The organism is Streptococcus sp. HMSC077D04 (assembly GCF_001808785.1).
Classification (GTDB): domain Bacteria; phylum Bacillota; class Bacilli; order Lactobacillales; family Streptococcaceae; genus Streptococcus; species Streptococcus mitis_BX.
Genome location: NZ_KV794536.1, coordinates 49,378 through 66,945 on the forward strand (window position 1 = coordinate 49,378; position 17,568 = coordinate 66,945).

The following is a 17,568-nucleotide window of genomic DNA, read 5'->3' on the forward strand; positions in this document are numbered from 1 at the left end:
AAAAAAGCAGTTACATAACCGCAACTGCTCTCTATTCTTGCATGGTGTAACCAACACCACGAACGGTTTTAATGTAGCTTTTTTGACCTTTTACATCAAGCTTGCTACGTAGATAACGGATATAGACATCCACGATATTGGTTTCGGTCGCACTTTCATACTTCCAGACACTTTCCAACAACTGCTCACGAGTCAGGACTTTCTTGCTTCCCATAAGAGTAGCCAAAAGGTCATACTCACGACGAGTCAGAGCAATCATTTCCTCGCCACGATAAACTGTGTGATGCTCTACATCCATACGCAGATTGCGATAAGACGTTGGAACCTTCATCTGACTACAATGTTGGTCGATAAAGTCCCGACCTCGGAAAATCGCTGAAATACGAGCCACCAAATTATCAATAATAACCGGCTTATAGATGTAAGAAACGGCAAAGCGTTGGATTATCTCAATCTGATCTTGCAAGTCTTCGCGATGGTCCAAGACCATGATGACTGAGGCTGGCTTAGTCCGACTCAGCTTGTCTGCAAAATCCTGGGCCGTCATATCCCCCAGATGAGCATTCAATAAAATCAAGTCATAGTCTGTCTGAAGAGCAACGGAGAGGGCTTTTTGCCCCTCCTCAACCTGATCAACTCGGTATTGCTCTTTTTGGAGTTCCAAACTTAAAAAATGAGCTAGATTTCGTTCTTTCTCAAGTAATAAAATCCGTTTCCCCATGGCAGACCTACTTATTTTTCGTCATACCAAGAGTAGTGGAAGGTTCCTTCTTTGTCTTTACGTTGGTAAGTGTGGGCACCAAAGTAGTCACGTTGCGCTTGGATCAAGTTAGCTGGAAGGTCAGCTGAACGGTAGCTATCAAAGTAAGTAATAGCTGCTGAGAAAGTTGGCACTGGCACACCAGCTTGAACAGCAAGAGCTACGATATCACGCACTGCTTGTTGATACTTAGTAGTAACATCCAGGAAGTACTCATCCAAAAGAAGGTTAGCAAGGTCTGCATCACGGTTGTAAGCATCTGTAATCTTTTGCAAGAAACGAGAACGGATGATACAGCCATCACGCCAGATAGATGCGATATCTGCAAATGGCAAATTCCAGTTGTTTTCTTTAGAAGCTACACGCAATTGCGCAAAACCTTGTGCGTATGAAATGATTTTTGAGAAGTAAAGGGCTTGACGGATTTTTTCAATCAACTCAGCCTTGTCTCCTTCAAATTTGAAGGCAGCTGGTTTTGGAAGAACCTTGCTAGCATGTACACGTTCTTCTTTGTAAGTTGAAATGTAACGTGCAAATACTGACTCAGTGATGAGTGACAATGGTACACCAAGGTCAAGAGATGATTGGCTAGTCCATTTACCAGTTCCCTTGTTACCTGCGGCATCAAGAATGTAGTCTACGATTGGTCCATCTTGACCTTCATCGTCTTTACGGCTCAAGATATCAGCTGTGATTTCGATCAAGTAGCTGTCCAATTCACCCTTGTTCCACTCAGTAAAGATTTCAGCCATGTCTTCTGCAGAAAGACCTAGCAAGTGTTGCATCAAGTCATAGCTTTCTGCGATCAATTGCATATCACCGTACTCGATACCGTTGTGAACCATTTTCACGTAGTGACCAGCTCCATCAGGACCGATGTAAGTCACACATGGTTTGCCATCTTCTGGTGCTTTAGCTGAGATTTCTTCAAGAACATCTGCAACCAATTCGTAGGCCTCTTTTTGTCCACCAGGCATGATAGAAGGACCTTCAAGGGCACCTTTTTCACCACCAGAAACCCCAGTACCAATAAAGTTGATACCTGAGTTTGCCAATTCTTCATTACGACGGATTGTATCTTTGTAGAAAGTGTTTCCTCCGTCGATCAAGATATCACCCTTGTCAAGGTGCGGAAGAAGGGCTTGGATAGTAGCATCTGTACCAGGTCCAGCTTGAACCATGAGCATGATACGACGAGGTTTTTCGATTGAGTTTACAAAACTTTCAACGTCATAGCTTGGTACAAAGTTCTTTTCAGGATGGCAAGCAATTACATCTTCAGTTTTTTCTTTACTACGGTTGTAAATAGCAACTGTGTAACCACGAGATTCAATATTAAGGGCAAGGTTACGACCCATTACGGCCATACCAACAACACCAAAGTTAGCTTTTGTCATTTGACACTCCTCTTGTTTAATTTGTTTTATTTTATCATTTTTACTTTTGAAAAGAAAGAATTTTGTAACGACTGCTTAGTAGTCCAAGTCATCCGCATGTCCAGAACCATTTCCAACAAAGTATCCTGTCTTACAGTTAAGGGTAAAGAGATAGGTTCCATCTGGCTTGTAGAGGTTGTAATAACCATTGCCATTAACGATATTGACACGTTCAAGGATATATTGGTTACCAGTGATATAACCACGTGAGCGTGAAGTTGCTAGGATTTTTTCCAAGACACCATCCGCGAAATCCCAAGCAGAGTTATTGCTATCATCAACAGCTGACTGATTGAACGGCACACGACTCGAAGCTCTTTGGAGGTCAACTCCAGAACTTGATAAACCGCCATGGCTATCATCACGTGCAGAAACTGAATTGTTTGATGAGACGCTTGAAGATGGACTTGTGTTGTCTGTAGCCCTCTCTGTTGATGAACTTGAACTTTCTTGACTTGAGCTTGAACTTGAACTTGAAGGAGCTGTTTGTTGACTCTTACCTAGACTGATAGCCTTATCTAGCACTTTATCAATCTCCGTATTTCCAGTTTTAATATCTGTAAATTTAGCATCTGATTTAGCTTTAGCGTTAGTATCCAAAACTCCATCTACAATAGCTGGCTTATCAAATTGAGCATTGACATCTTGAATGGCCTTGATTTGCGTTTCAAGGCTGTCATACTTAGATTTTGCAAGCGTATATTCACGACTACCTTCCAGCTTATCAAGTAAGGTTTTCAGTTGAGTCAGTTTATCAAACTGGCTATTTTTTAAAGCCGTTTTGTTGCTATCTGTATAGAAGGCATCATATAAATTATTGAATTCTTCCACATCTGACTGCGTGTTTGTAGTTGATTGAGAAGTTTGGATTTCCTTGGTCGAACGAGCCACTTGACGATAAACATAATAACCAGTTCCAAGGATAAGAACCACTAAGGCTGCTAGAATACCATAAAGCACCCATTTCTTCTTACTATTTCCATCTTCATTATCTGATACTCGAGAACGTGTGAGAGCCTCTTCCGCTCCTACCAATGGTACTTCTTCAGTCTCAAATTCTTCGACAAGAGGAGCTTCTGAAACTCGTGTTAATTCTAAATCATCAAACTGACTCAATTCATCTTCTGAAGCTGGAGAAGTTACTCCTGTTTCCTCACGAAGCTCTTGAAGTAAATTATCCAGAGTCTGAGTCTCCTCTATCTCTTCTATCCCTTCTTTTTCAACTAAATCATCCTTGCTAAACTGACGCGTTTCAAACTTATCTGCCTCAATTTCATCTTTATGTTGTTTCACATACTTGTCCAAGATAGAATCTCCAGGCAATACACCTGCTTCCACCTCTTCATTTTTTAGCATGGCTTCTCCAACCGTTAGCTCTTTGGCATCATCAAAATCAAATTGCGCTTCTTGATGTTCTGTTATATGACGATCATGTCTTTTCTTACTCATGAGTTTTCCTTCCTACTTTACTTCCTGACGTTTAACACGCTGACCGAAATATTGATACAAATCAACTTTTAAAGTTCCATTGTACAACTTGCGCTTCTTGTCCGCCTGACTGCCGTACTTGGTCTCAAAGGCTTCATCACTAGTTAGGATAAATTTGCTCCACGTTTTCAGCGGTGCAAATACTTGACCCATCTCAGCATAGAGTTTGGTAACTCCTGCATCATCTGACAAGCGTTCCCCATAAGGTGGGTTAGAGATAATCACTCCATTGATTTTATCGGAACGCAAATCCTGCACGCGCATCTGCTTAAAGGTAATATCTCCTGCAACCCCTGCTGCCTGAGCATTGGCCTTAGCAATTTCCACCATACGTGCATCGATATCACAGCCCATGATATCTAGCTCAAGCTCACGATCCACTTTCTTAGCCGCTTCTGTACGCACTTCTTGAATCAAGCGATCACTAATCCAGTTCCACTCCTCAAAGGCAAAGGAGCGACGAAGACCAGGAGCCATCTTTCTAGCAATCATAACTGCCTCGATACAGAAAGTTCCTGAACCACAGGTCGGATCAATCAAGGGCTTGTCTGGATACCAGTTAGAGAGTTGCAAAATAGCTGCTGCCATGTTTTCCTTGATAGGAGCCCCACCCTTTTCGGTACGATAGCCACGTTTAAAGAGACTGGAGCCTGTCGTATCAATCATGACAGTTGCTATGTCTTTCAGAATAGAAACCTCAATCTTAAACTCAGGACCATTCTCCATAAGAGGAACACCTTCTGGACGGGCATAGTGTTTTTGCAACTTTTTAACAACAGCCTTCTTTGAAATAGCCTGTACACTTGGTTCATTGTGTAGTTTAGACTTAACACATTTGGCTTTTGAAATCGGAAATCGAGCTCCAAGTGGTAAATAATTTTCCCAATCTAGAGCGAAAACTCCTTGAAAGAGCTCCTCAAAAGTCTTAGCTGGGAACGTTCCTACGATAATCTTGATACGGTCTGCTGCCCGAAGCCAGAGGTTGGTTTCGATGATGGCTTTCGCATCTCCTTGAAAACGAACACGTCCATTTTCAACCTGACAATCGTAGCCCAACTCTCGCACCTCACGACCAACAACAGCCTCAAGACCCGCTGCTACAGTTGCAATTAAATTAAATTCTTTTTTCATTTTACAGTCTTGCAAGACCTTTCTATATGTCCACTTTAAAAAATGAGGTTGAGAAAGTTTTCTCAGCCCCAACCTATATGCAATTTTCTATAAGCCATGTTTTGTTCCAGAAGTGACTAGGACCACTTCCTTCGATAATCATCTGTCTACCGCTAACAGCCTACAGCTGAAAGTAGTCAGAGTACTACGTTCGTTTCCGTGTACTCCATGCCCCGACCAAAATTTGGGTTGCTAGCTTGAGGGGTTTACCGCGTTCCACTCTCTCTGTTTCCAGAGAGACTCCGTCACTGTGGCACTTTCAAGCCTACTCTGGCCTATCCGAGGACTTAGCCATTTCAACTGCCGTAACGATTTCTCGTCCCTAGGCTTATGGTTTCGCCTAGCACAAACACTACAGGCATCACAGCCTGTGCTAGCATGGACTTTCCTCATGAAAAGAAATTCTCTTCACGCGATTATCCAAAAATTGCACTTTTCAAATAAGCTCTTATAAATCAGAGTTATCCAAAATTTGCTTACCAAATACTTCTTTCTCAAGACGATTTAGACGTTTTAAAATATCAAAATTCGTCATAGAAGTTGTTGCTGTCATTTCAAGTGGTTCTGCTTGAACCGGTGCAGATTCAGGTTTGCGAGACAATTCTTCCTTCAACTCTGCAATTTCTTGACGGAGAGACTTGACTAAGGCAGCATAAGTTTCATAGTCCTTGATGACATCGTCCAAAAATTCATCAACTTCAACCTTACTATATCCACGGACTTCACGTCCAAACTCTTGCTCAAAAATATCTTTTGCTGAAAAAATAATACTTGCCATCTCTCTCTCCATTCTCGGTTTCTAATAGTATTATTATATAAAAAAAGGCAAACAAAAATCAAGGTCAAAGGCTTACTTTTCAGAAAAATTTTCTGCTAGCTCATTTAGGTCTTCAAACGTTAGCCTTTTTATGCGATACCCTTCCTGATTTTTCATCAAGGTATCCATAAATTTTAATTTGGTCTCATTTTCTGGATCATAGAAAAAATAAGCTAAATCAGTATTTTCCAGTAAAAATCGTTGGTAGTCTCTTAGTTGCCCCATATGTTCATATTTAGGATAGGCATATTTGACAAAATCTACCTGCTTAAATTGACTAAGTTTAAGCTGATTCGCTTCATTCCAATTTTCCCCGTGTGTTTCAAAATCAAAAATGGTCGCTAGGTTGAAATCATATTCTTCTTTCATTTCATTTGCGACATCCAGCACCCATGATTCAAATCCCAAGTTCCCTGTAAAGACCAGCCAATTAATCCCTTCTTCAGCCAAACTTTCTAAATCACGGCGAATGGCTTTCTTTATAATTTTTAACCTGATATCTTTTTCGTTAAAGACACCCAAGTCAAAATTAGAATATCCCGTAATTAAAGCTGTAGTCATTTTTACACCTTTCTTTCTATTTTTATGGTATAATAGAGTGATGTTATTGTACCAATAAGGAGAAATATGGTCAACTATCCTCATAAAATTTCATCAAAAAAAAAACAAAACATCCATTTCTCAACCAAATAATTTCGCAAATCGAGGAATGACTTTTGAAAAGATGATTAACGCTACAAACGACTACTATCTGACGCATGGTATGGCAGTTATCCATAAAAAACCCACGCCTGTTCAAATTGTCCGAGTAGACTATCCTCAACGTAGTAGAGCCAAAATTGTAGAAGCCTATTTTAGACAAGCTTCCACAACAGATTACTCTGGCGTGTATAGAGGACATTACATTGACTTTGAAGCCAAGGAAACACGACAAAAGAATGCTATTCCAATGAAGAACTTCCATCTTCACCAGATTCAACATATGGAACAAGTTCTAGAACAGCAGGGTATTTGCTTCGTACTGCTTCATTTTTCTTCTAAACAGGAAACTTATTTGTTGCCGGCATTTGATTTGATTCGCTTTTATCATCAAGATAAGGGGCAAAAATCTATGCCACTTGGATATATTCAAGAATATGGATATTTAGTAAAGCAAGGGGCTTTCCCTCAAATTCCCTATCTCGACATTATCAAAGAACATTTACTAGGTGGTAAAACAAGATGAACAAACAAACTATTCTGCGATTCTTAAAGTATATCGGAATTACGTTCCTTACATTATTTATCGCATTATTTCTATTAGGTGGAGGTGTCTTCCTCTACTTTGTTAGCAAGGCTCCAGCCTTATCTGAAAGTAAATTAGTTGCGACGACCTCTAGCAAGATTTATGACAATAAGAACGAACTGATCGCTGACCTTGGATCTGAACGTCGAGTAAATACTCAAGCAAATGAAATCCCTACTGATTTGGTCAAGGCCATCGTGTCTATCGAAGACCACCGTTTCTTTGATCATAGAGGTGTGGATACCATTCGTATCATGGGTGCGGCATTGAGAAACCTCCAAGGCGGAGGAGGCCTCCAGGGAGCCTCAACCTTGACTCAACAATTGATCAAATTAACTTATTTTTCTACTTCAACTGCCGATCAAACTTTGTCACGTAAAGCTCAAGAAGCTTGGCTAGCCGTTCAACTAGAGCAAAAAGCAACCAAGCAAGAAATCCTGACCTACTACATCAACAAAGTCTACATGTCTAACGGTAACTATGGAATGCAAACTGCAGCCCAAAATTACTATGGAAAAGACTTGAAGGATTTAAGCTTACCACAGTTAGCACTCCTAGCCGGAATGCCTCAAGCACCAAATCAATATGATCCTTATTCTCATCCAGAAGCTGCTCTAGAGCGTCGGAACTTGGTACTTTCGGAAATGAAAGGGCAGAAATACATCAGTGCAGAAGAGTATGAAAAAGCTATTAATACCCCTGTTACCGATGGTCTACAAAGCCTGAAATCCGGTAACAGTTATCCTGCATACATGGACAACTACCTTAAAGAAGTAATCGACCAAGTAGAACGAGAAACTGGCTATAACCTTCTAACTACTGGGATGGATGTTTACACAAATGTAGACCAAGAGGCTCAAAAACGTCTGTGGGATATCTACAACTCCGAGCAATACGTCTCTTACCCTGACGATGATTTGCAAGTCGCATCTACGGTCGTAGATGTTTCCAATGGTAAAGTCATCGCCCAACTTGGAGCTCGTCACCAAGCAAGTAACGTTTCATTTGGGACCAACCAAGCTGTGGAAACCAATCGTGACTGGGGTTCAACAATGAAACCAATCACCGATTATGCACCTGCCATAGAATACGGTGTTTATGATTCTACTGCAACTATGGTTAATGATATTCCTTATAACTATCCGGGAACAAGCACACCTGTCTACAACTGGGATCGAGCATATTTTGGTAATATTACTCTGCAATATGCACTACAGCAATCTCGCAATGTTCCTGCTGTAGAAACACTCAACAAAGTTGGATTAAATCGTGCAAAAACCTTCTTAAATGGTTTAGGAATTGACTATCCAGATATGCATTATTCTAACGCCATATCAAGTAACACAACTGAATCTAATAAGCAATACGGCGCAAGTAGCGAAAAAATGGCTGTTGCTTTTGCTGCATTTGCCAATGGTGGTATCTATCACAAACCGATGTACATTAATAAAGTTGTCTTTAGTGATGGTAGCGAAAAAGAATTTTCTGACCCTGGTACACGAGCTATGAAAGAAACTACCGCCTATATGATGACCGAAATGATGAAAACTGTTTTAGCTTACGGAATCGGACGTGGTGCTTACCTACCATGGCTTCCACAAGCCGGTAAGACAGGTACTTCTAACTATACTGATGACGAAATTGAAAAGTATATCAAGAACACTGGCTACGTAGCTCCAGATGAAATGTTTGTAGGTTATACTCGTAAATATTCGATGGCCGTATGGACAGGTTACTCAAATCGTCTTACTCCAGTCATCGGCAGTGGGTTCACAGTTGCTTCTGCGGTCTATCGTTCAATGATGACTTACCTATCAGAAGATGACCACCCAGGAGATTGGACTATGCCTGAGGGCTTATATAGGAGTGGAGAATATGTCTTTAAGAATGGAGCTCATCCTACATGGACTGCTCCTGATACTCAACAAAGTTCTACACCTGCTCCTGCGAGCCAGACTCCAGAGACTTCAACCTCTCAGTCAAGTGTAACGACACCAAACACAAATCCAAATGCAAATACAGCTACTCCCAATGCTGGAACCAACGAGAATACGGTAACACAACAACCAAGTACCAATCAAGGGCAGCCTAACCAAAATCCTCAACCAGCGCAACAATAAATTACTAACCACCCAAAAATTGGGTGGTTTTTCAATCTGTTCTTTGCTCAATCAATAATTAGATAATAAAAACCTGAGAAGGTCAATTGTACTTCTCAGGTTTTTTTGTTCTATACACTCTACTGGTTTAGAATACTGTTAAGAGAGAGTTTAATTGTCATACACAACTAATCTTTTTTACTTTTTGCTACAAAGATAGCAGATAAGGCTAGTCCAACGCTTGCCAAGAAAATAGCTGTTTCTGACTGTTTTTCACCAGTCTCTGGCAATCTCTTGTCTTCCTTAGCAACTTGAACTGGTGCTTCTGGAGTCTGAGATTTTTCTAACGAACTTAGCTTAAATTCTGGTTTTTCTACTGTCGGAGCTGGTTGGTCACCTACGGTTGATAATGGACCTGTGTAGGCTGGTAGCTCATGTTTCAAGGCCATAACGGAGTTAACTCCACCCTTGAACTCTGGTTTCTCTACCGTCGGTGCAGTTTGATCGCCCACGCTTGACAATGGCCCTGTGTACTCTGGTAGTTCGTGTTTCAAGGCCATAACTGAGTTGACTCCACCCTTGAACTCTGGTTTCTCTACTGTTGGAGTGGCTTGGTCACCTACTGTTGCTACTGGGCCTGTGTACTCTGGTAGTTCAGGTTTCAAAGCCATAACTGAGTTGACACCACCCTGAAACTCTGGTTTCTCTACTGTCGGTGCAACTTGGTCACCTACGGTTGATAATGGACCTGTGTAGGCTGGTAGCTCATGTACCAAAGCTTCAACTGCATTTACACCACCTGTAAATTCAGGTACCTCAAGCACTGGTGCTGGTTCTTCACCCTTGCTTGATTGAACAGGTTCTTCTGTCAATTCTTGATAGAAGCTCGCCAATTCATAAAACTCAGCCTTGCCACCTTCCCAGACCAGTTTAACATCTAGAAGAGAACCACCATTTCGGATAGCAAAGGTTTGGAGACTAGATGTAATGACACCAAGATCTGTCCAACTTTCTTGTCCATCCTTAAGTGTTCTCGCTTGAACTCGTGCTTTCGCTCCTTCAGGAAGGCTTGAAACAAGGCGTAGATGGTTGGCATTGGTTGGTTCTGATAAGTGGTAAATCATTTCTCCCTTATCTTGTTCTGCTTTGTAGCTAGTCAACACTTTTCCGTCTACGAGATTAGTATAGAAGTTACCTCGGCTTTCGCCACCGTTTCCTTCTACAGTTGGATCATTGATTGGTTTGACAAATTCGCCATCATTGATCACCAATTCTGTAAATCCTACAAAACGAGCATCATAGTCAGCTGTATAGAGGACACGAATATAGTTGGCTTTGACTGGTGTCGTCAATTCACCCTCGATGTAACGATTTCCTGGCATCTTAGAATCATGTGTCCAACCATCTGTCAATGAATCATCGTGTGTACTATTGGCTACACCATCTCCCACTGTCACAACATCTGTCCAAGTTTTACCGTCTTTGCTGACTTGGATTTTACCATCACGAAGATAGTTTTGAGTTCCGTCTTGGATGTAGGCTCTGATCTTCTTGATAGTGCGTTCGCTACCAAGTTTTAAGGTTACATGGCCATCTTTATGGGCATAGTCTGAAAACTCAACGAAGTTGTTGTACACACCATCAAATAATTGATCGAGGTTATTAATCTTACGAACATCATTGCTTCCGTATGTTGGATGAATACCCATAGTTGTAGATTCTAGTTTGGTTGGTTGCACTTCTTTAGTCGTTACAAGGAGAGAAGTTGATGGCAAGTCTTGTTCTTGATTTGTTTTATTCACAAGACGAACATAACGTACCAAGTGGGTTGCGACAGTTCTGTCTGTCAACTGGCTAGCTGGTGTCCATTCTTGAGCATTTGCAGAATACTCTAGACTGAGTGCTGGATTTGTTTGACCTTGGAGCTGGATGCTTTTAACTTGATGGATACGGTCAAGTTTCATGCCTAGATAGCTATTTGCAGGAAGTTTAGTTCCAGTTGGAATTTGAAGTTCATAACGACCAAGGCTATCAAATACTGGCGTTTCTTTCAAAGCATCCACGTTGGTGTCTGTTAAGTCGCTATTTCCAGAGCGTGTCTCAACAGAGAAGTCCTGAATACGCCACCAAAGGTCACTTGCCTTAGTATTGCGTACTCGGATGTATCGAGCATTGATAGCTCTAGTCACTTCCTTAGTTTGTTCTCCTGATAGGCGATCTAACTCTTGCCATGCAGATCCATCTGTAGAGTACTCAAGTACACCTGCGGCAAGTTTATCGCCAGTTCCTTGACGAAGACGAACTTTAGTGACTGACTTGACTTCACCTAGGTCAAGTTGTGCCCAGGCATCTACTGGAGTCGTATTGCTGCCGTCAGCATTTGCCATCATAGCTTCTGTATTATCTTTACCATCAGTAATTTGACTTGCTGATGTTCTCAATTTATAAACTAGATTTGAGCTGAGGCTAATTGTAGCAGTTTGTTGTTTACGAGCGTTCTCTACTGGACGATTTACTGCAATCTCGCGAACTGCAAACCAGGTGTCATCACGATCTTCTGTAGCAATCATACGTACTGCTTTAGCTTTGATGTTAAGATTTTCAAACTGAACAAGTGACTCATTACCAACATAAGTTGGTTCTTTCAAACTTACCCAGTTATCTTTTTCATCTTGATACTGCACTTCAGCCTTACTAAAGGTATCACGTGGATTTGCCTGAGTTCCCATAGCAAAGGTCAATGTTTGGATATCTACCGGTTTGTTAAATTTCATACCGATATAATCACCTGTCTTGATACTATTTGGTGATTTAATCAAAGCATGAGTTGCCAAGTCACCATCCGTTACTTCTGCCAAACCACCTTCTACACCTGTTCGATTGGTAATAAAGGTGCTGATGATTTGATCTGGATGCAAGACTTTTTGAACTTCAGAAGCTAGAACTTCTTTCAAGGATAGGATAAATGGACGGATATGTTGAACACCCAATTCAGCCTTTTCAAGATGGTCTACATAATGGAAGGTATGAGTTTGAGACTGTTCGTACAATTTCAAACCTTTATAGTAGCTATCCCAAAGTTTGGCTGCATCATTTGTAGCCATAGCCTCTGTTCCTGTTAAGAAGGCATCAAGGGCATTCATTTGGTCGATTGCATTATCCAACCAATAGTGGATCTGTGCAACCATTTTTTTATCACCTGATGCTTTATAAAGTTCAGCCGCTTCTTTAATCTTGGCAAATTCTGCACGCAAGGTTGCACGTTCTGCAGTTACATCCTGACCCGCTTTGAGCTTAGTCATGAAGTCTGTTAATTTTGGAGCCAATTCAACTGATTCTTCTAGTTTAACGACACGACCATCCATGTTTTGGTTGATCATATGCTTACCGAGTTCGCGGAAGGCTACTGACACCTTGCTATCTTCAAAATGACCATTTTCAACAAAGTTGAAGGCAATGTCATTGAGTTTCTTAGCTTCTTCTTCTGATTTCCACTGTTTCCATGTATACTGAGCTCCAGCGAAGAGGGCTATCTTAGATGGTTCAGACTGTTGCATTGGGTTCAACATGATACCAGACAGCAAGCTTGGATCCACATTTGGATGAAGGAATTTCTCACCACCACCTAGAATCAAGTGTTGTTTAGAGTTATCTGTAACTGGCCAGTTCACCCAAAGTGATACTGGACGATAAGTTTTACCACCTGCAGTTAGATTGTTCTTGAGAGTTGATAAGAAGCCTTCAGAAACTTCACCCCAAATCTTACCACCCGTCAAAGTCATAGAGGTTGAACTTGGGAGATTTTCATTTAGAGATTTCAACTCTGCTTCACGCCCATTACCCCAATACTGACCTGGAACAAAGATCATTTCTTTGCGAAGACCGCTATAAGTTCCTTGCATTTCTGTCAACCAGTTGGTCATATCCTGCATCAAGCGGTTGTAGCTATTGTAGCCTCCAACTGGGCTTGGTGCATCATCGGCTAGAATACCAAATTCACGGACACCCACTTTCATCAACTGGGTAAATTTAGCCTTGATGGTTGCCAAGTCTTCTTGGTAATGCGCTTCATTACCAAATCGGATACGGTTGTTCATGAATGGATGAATGGTCCAGACATAGCGAGTTTTACTTTGATTTCCGACGCGAGCAAGTTCACGAATTTCAGCTAGTTTTTCTTCTGGGTAAAGTTCACGCCATTTCTTGTTGTGGTATGGATCATCTTTCGGTGCGAAAAAGTATTGGGTCAATTTCAAATCGCCACCAAAACGCATGAGTTCAGCACGATCTGCATTAGACCATGGATTTCCATAGTAACCTTCGATGAAACCACGGTTCTTGATTTCAGCGTAATCTTCCACTGTCACATTGCGAAGAACTGGAACTTGACTTTCCTTGAGCATATGTTTCAAAGTTGTCAAACCATAGAAGACTGCATCTGTGTCTTTTCCGACGATGGAAATTGAATTGTCCTTGATGGTCAAAGCATAGGCATCAATCTTATCAAAGAGACCTGCTGAAACGTTAGATAAGTTTTGTTCTGCTTGTGTTCCTCGTCCATGTACTCCAAGATAGATATTAGTTGCGCCAGCAACTGCTGATTGACTAGTAGTGTAGGATACTTGATTGTCCTGTAAGACACTCTTCAAGCGATTACGAGTATAGACATCGAGTTGATCTCCCATTACCAGATTGACTTGCTTACGAAGAGCTGTGACTCCTTCTCCATAAGTCACTTTTTGTGGAGTTGGGAAAACCTTGTACTCTTTCTTGAGATAATCTGCGCTCTTGCTGGCAGCTGCAATACTATCTTCGCTAGCTGGTTTGCTTGCTGTGAATTGATCCGCCAGTTCAACTGTTCCATCACCTGTTTGCTCGACTTTTGGAGTTTCAGGTGTAGATGGTTGTTCTGGTTCTGGTGTTTCTTGTCCCTCTTTGATAGGTTTCAATAGATGAACTTCAGCTGCACTTGCAAAGCCCCCAACACCTGATAGAACTTTCAACTCAATCTTGTTGGTATGAACCGCTGCAAAGTTAACTGTTTTTTCTTGAGCGTTGTTGTCCCAGCTTCCTTCTGAAACCTTGACCATTTGGCCATCTTTTTGTGCGTAGATTTCGTAGCGAGTCACGACCCCATTTCCACCACCTGGCCGAGGAAGATAAGTCAAACCATTGACTTTTTCTGCTTCTTTCAAGGTCATAGAAAGAGTGTACGGAGCAGTATCACCAGTCCATTTAGTATGCCAAAAGGTATTTGGATCATTGTCAAAGGCTTTTTCAACAACTCCTTCAGTCGCTGTTCCTGGTGTTTCTTGACTAGTTGCAGAAACTGTGAAATGATCTGTTGGAATCAAACGAGGATTTACAAATGGTTTATCTGACAACTCTGCACTATGTAAAATCCCTTTGAACCCACCGATGCTTTCAAGCGGTAGAACCAAGCTATTGTGAGCAAAGCGAGGGTGAGCTGGATTTGCGATACGTTCAATCTTCTCACCATCCACATAGAATTCCGTTGATTGTGGTTTGGTCACGATAGAGATTTGATAACGTTTATTCTTTTCAAGTTTTTTCTTGAACTGGATATGGAACTGTTCAAATTGATAAGCAAGATAGCCGTCTTTATCAGCTAGATAGATACGGTTGTCTCCACTTGTTGAGAAGGTTTGTTCACCGTCTCCAGTGACAGTTACATCAAACTTCAAGACATGACTTGGACCAACATCACCTGCCAGGCCTTCAATACTGCTATCTTTCTCAAAAGCCAATCCTTGCTCGCTTGTCTTCACCTTCTTGCTTGCATAGTTCTTCACTGTTTCAGGATTGATAGTAAACAAATCACTTTGATCAATCTCTTTTTCAGGATTTGACTGTGGTGCATAAGGGCTCGTTGGTAGGGTACGTTCTGCAAAGGTCGCAGCCGCACGGTCAGATCCCCAAGTGCGTTCTGCAGTTGTTTGCATGCTCTTAAAGAAGCGTTTAAAGATATCATAAGATGTCAAACCTGTCTCATGAAGATCAATATTGTCATTCCAAACTGCGTGGCCACCACCAATTACATTTGGATTGGATGCTTCTAGAAGTGGACCATGACCTGTTCGGAAATCGTTTGGTGTCCACCTATTATATTGTGTTTCATAGTTAGCATAGTCACCATAAGCTGTTTGACGATTATCACCATTTGGTACACTATAGGTTGGAATATCTGTTATGTTGATAATCTTAGCTCCTTGAGCAATAGCTTCTTTTGGTTGCTGCCAGCCAATACTCCAGATATCAACTTCTACATCTTTCCAATCAACCGCTGTTTTACCTCGTTTCGCACTGAGCGATCCCCAAATACGAGGTGTATAGCCTTTCCCTTTAATGTATTTAATAAGGTCATTTACATAACGACGATAGCTTTCTCTACTTCCGTAGTATTCATCCGTTCCGATATGAACAGTAGATACTCCATGAAGTGGTGCATCTGGACCATCAAGAAGTTTATCATAAACTGATTTGACAAAAGCCAGTGTTTCATCGTATTTATTATCTAGGTCGAGCATGGCTACGCGTTCTACGTTATGTTTACCTCTGTAATCGCTCAGGCTACCTTGATACATGAGGTCTGGACGGACTTTAACAAATGACAGAGCATGACCTGGCGTGTCAATTTCTGGAACTAGATTGATATGCAAGGCCTTAGCAAGTTTAATCAGATTTTGCATCTCTTCTTTAGTATAGTGCTCGTCTGATGTTAATTTTTGACCATTCTTACCGACAATATCTGTCTCTACACGGAAACCTGTCTTAGCATGTTCTAGAACATACTTAAGCTCTTCTTCTTGTGTTAGGTTCTTACCTGCCAAGTGCTCTTTTAGGAAGATATAGTTATCGTTGAGGTGCAACTGCAAGTCGTTCATCTTGTAGTAAGCCATATTGAGCATGATGTCTACAAGGGTGTCATAAGGAATAAATTTACGACCTGTATCTAGCATAAAGCCACGGTGACTGAAGCTTGGGAAATCACGAATTTCTCCATTTTGGAGATTGCTTTCCCCCATTTGAAGAAGAGTACGAGTTGCGTAAAAGGCTCCTGTGTTTGTTGCAGCTTCGATGGTAATGACACCATCTTGGATAGTGATTCCATAACCTTCCTTACCATAACCCTTGTTTTCAACTTTTTTAAATTCAATTCGTTTTTGAGCCTGCTTGTCACCTGTCGCAAGTTCCAATCCACGGCTTGCAAGGTCTGACTGGTAGAAGGTTGCTGCTTGTTCAAAGCCGGAATCACCCGTAGCAAGAACTGTATCTGAAGTGATAGAAGATTGACCTTCTTTTCCATACCATTGTTGAACAGCTGGTGCTACTTTTGGTTTGACACCCACACCTTCGTCCTGATGTAGCCCCTTGATGACTACTTCAAATTCTTTAGTAAAGGTATGTGAATCTTTAATTTGCTCTACCATAACCTTAACGCGTTGATCAGTCAGAGGCTTATAAATGTGATTTTGAAGGTCAATCACACCTTGTTTGTTGCTACCGATAAGACTGACTTTTCCTGGTAGAGTTGGCAAGACAAGAGACTGTCCGTCTTTAGCTACAGTCAATTCTGTAACCTGACGGATATCCGTTACCTTACTTGTATCAGGAATATTCGAATAAGCTCGAATTTCTTGAATACCAACGTTTCTCCAACCCATTGTGCCCGCTTGATAGTCATTGATTTCTAACTTGAGATATTTAGCTTGAATACTATTGGCTAAGTCAACTTTCTCATCTAAAACAGGTTCTCCAGTCTTGGTATGAGCTAGTTTCCATTGTTTTTCTCCACTAGCATTTACATCATCTTGACCTGCATAGTAGAGGCTCCAAGATTTGATATTTGGATCATTTTGTCCCTTGCGGACACGGCGATCCCAATCAATCTCTACATGCCTAATAAGTGTAGTTTTTGGAAGAGTTAATTCGAAAGTTGGTTTGTTAATATTTGGATTTGTTGCCCAACGAGTATCAGAATCCCCATCTACTGCCTTGTCAGCAGTAAAAGGAGTTCCAGTTTCTGAGTCGTTTGCTTGGACAGTGACACCTTCTAAGTGGTTACGATCTTCTCTATCTTCAATTTGATTTTCAACCGGTTTGATTGTAGGTGTAGCTGGTTCTACAGGTTTAGAATCTGCTTTTGGTGTTTCAACCGGCTTCAGAGTCTCAGCTGGTTTGGGAGCTGTTGGAGTTGTTGCTGGGCTTGTTTCTTCAGTTCCTGCAGGACTTGTTCCTGCAGTATTTTCATGATTTTCTTCATGACCTGCATCTGCCGTCGCTTCTGATTCAGCTTTCTTTAAAACAGCTGCTAAATCGTCCGGCAACTTATCTAGTGGCTGAGCTTGTGTAATTGTTCCTTCTTTCTCAGGTGTTCCAACTGTCTCTGCAGCTTGCACTACATTTGCACCAAAGATACTAGCACCTATCAATACAGAGGCTGCACCAATTGCAAATTTTCGAATACTATAGTGACAACGTCTTTCAAAAAA

8 protein-coding genes, 1 other RNA gene and 1 pseudogene are annotated in these 17,568 nt (G+C 41.3%); 2 read left to right on the forward strand and 8 right to left on the reverse strand.

Translation table 11 applies throughout. The features are described from left to right. Positions 1–31: 31 nt before the first annotated feature. From HMPREF2701_RS05220 to HMPREF2701_RS05250, 7 genes are all read right to left on the reverse strand, one after another. A complete protein-coding gene (locus tag HMPREF2701_RS05220) occupies positions 32–721 on the reverse strand; it encodes a response regulator transcription factor (protein WP_049488068.1) in 690 nt (229 codons plus the stop codon). Between the two features lie 11 nt (positions 722–732). Next, on the reverse strand, positions 733–2,157 hold the full coding sequence (gndA, locus tag HMPREF2701_RS05225; RefSeq protein WP_070482370.1) for an NADP-dependent phosphogluconate dehydrogenase: 1,425 nt from the start codon (positions 2,155–2,157) through the stop codon (positions 733–735). 75 nt (positions 2,158–2,232) lie between these two features. After that, the gene (locus HMPREF2701_RS05230) at positions 2,233–3,645 is read right to left on the reverse strand and encodes a cell division site-positioning protein MapZ (RefSeq protein ID WP_070482372.1); all 1,413 of its coding nucleotides are present in this window, start codon (positions 3,643–3,645) and stop codon (positions 2,233–2,235) included. 12 nt (positions 3,646–3,657) lie between these two features. Continuing rightward, positions 3,658–4,815 carry a THUMP domain-containing class I SAM-dependent RNA methyltransferase gene (locus HMPREF2701_RS05235; RefSeq protein WP_049493058.1) on the reverse strand — a complete coding sequence of 386 codons (1,158 nt, stop codon included), beginning with the start codon at positions 4,813–4,815 and terminating at the stop codon, positions 3,658–3,660. Between the two features lie 85 nt (positions 4,816–4,900). Next, positions 4,901–5,282: RNase P RNA component class B (rnpB, locus tag HMPREF2701_RS05240), an RNA gene on the reverse strand. 20 nt (positions 5,283–5,302) lie between these two features. Next, positions 5,303–5,632 (reverse strand): cell division regulator GpsB, encoded by a 330-nt coding sequence (gpsB, locus tag HMPREF2701_RS05245; protein ID WP_000146534.1) that lies wholly within the window; start codon positions 5,630–5,632, stop codon positions 5,303–5,305. Between the two features lie 72 nt (positions 5,633–5,704). Then, positions 5,705–6,232: an SLOG family protein gene (locus tag HMPREF2701_RS05250; protein WP_070482374.1), complete on the reverse strand. Its 528-nt coding sequence runs from the start codon at positions 6,230–6,232 to the stop codon at positions 5,705–5,707. Between the two features lie 66 nt (positions 6,233–6,298). On the opposite strand from HMPREF2701_RS05250, the pseudogene recU reads away from it, so the two are divergent. After that, positions 6,299–6,896, forward strand: a pseudogene (gene recU, locus HMPREF2701_RS05255) (Holliday junction resolvase RecU). Beyond that, positions 6,893–9,076, forward strand: coding sequence for a penicillin-binding protein PBP1A (gene pbp1a / locus HMPREF2701_RS05260; protein WP_070482376.1), 2,184 nt, complete (start codon positions 6,893–6,895; stop codon positions 9,074–9,076). Before recU ends, pbp1a begins: the two are co-directional and overlap by 4 nt. Positions 9,077–9,243: 167 nt before the next feature. On the opposite strand, the gene HMPREF2701_RS05265 is transcribed toward pbp1a, so the two are convergent. After that, positions 9,244–17,568 (reverse strand): SIALI-17 repeat-containing surface protein (locus tag HMPREF2701_RS05265; protein ID WP_148130518.1); only part of this gene is annotated, 8,325 nt, incomplete at its 5' end.

Excerpts from the sequence above, each read along its gene's own strand:
- HMPREF2701_RS05250 (WP_070482374.1), bottom strand. The coding sequence starts at position 6,232 with ATGACTACAGCTTTAATTACGGGATATTCTAATTTTGACTTGGGTGTC.
- gndA (WP_070482370.1), bottom strand. The coding sequence starts at position 2,157 with ATGACAAAAGCTAACTTTGGTGTTGTTGGTATGGCCGTAATGGGTCGT.
- gpsB (WP_000146534.1), bottom strand. The coding sequence starts at position 5,632 with ATGGCAAGTATTATTTTTTCAGCAAAAGATATTTTTGAGCAAGAGTTT.
- HMPREF2701_RS05230 (WP_070482372.1), bottom strand. The coding sequence starts at position 3,645 with ATGAGTAAGAAAAGACATGATCGTCATATAACAGAACATCAAGAAGCG.
- HMPREF2701_RS05235 (WP_049493058.1), bottom strand. The coding sequence starts at position 4,815 with ATGAAAAAAGAATTTAATTTAATTGCAACTGTAGCAGCGGGTCTTGAG.
- HMPREF2701_RS05220 (WP_049488068.1), bottom strand. The coding sequence starts at position 721 with ATGGGGAAACGGATTTTATTACTTGAGAAAGAACGAAATCTAGCTCAT.
- pbp1a (WP_070482376.1), top strand. The coding sequence starts at position 6,893 with ATGAACAAACAAACTATTCTGCGATTCTTAAAGTATATCGGAATTACG.